The organism is Citrobacter sp. TBCS-14 (assembly GCF_005280805.1).
In the GTDB taxonomy this organism is placed as follows: domain Bacteria; phylum Pseudomonadota; class Gammaproteobacteria; order Enterobacterales; family Enterobacteriaceae; genus Citrobacter; species Citrobacter gillenii.
Map to the genome: position 1 here is coordinate 1 of NZ_SZWM01000805.1, position 204 is coordinate 204.

The window sequence follows — 204 nt, forward strand, 5'->3', positions numbered from 1 at the left end:
CAGTGGTGCGATTTCACATACAGCAGCGCGGCAGTGTTGTCGGTAATCGCGCTCTCCAGCTGCCAGCAGGCCGCCAGATTACTTGAGCCAACCTCCACCACGCGTCCACCCCCTAAGCGGATCGCGCTGGTGATGGGCGCACCGTAGTCAACGTTATGCCCGCGCAGCATGACCACTTCATTAGCCATACCCGCACTATCCGGC

At 60.8% G+C, this 204-nt stretch carries 1 pseudogene; it reads right to left on the reverse strand.

What is annotated here, in order from left to right:
* Window positions 1-204 (reverse strand): annotated as a pseudogene (locus FDX22_RS21410) (SelA-like pyridoxal phosphate-dependent enzyme); the annotation flags it as partial.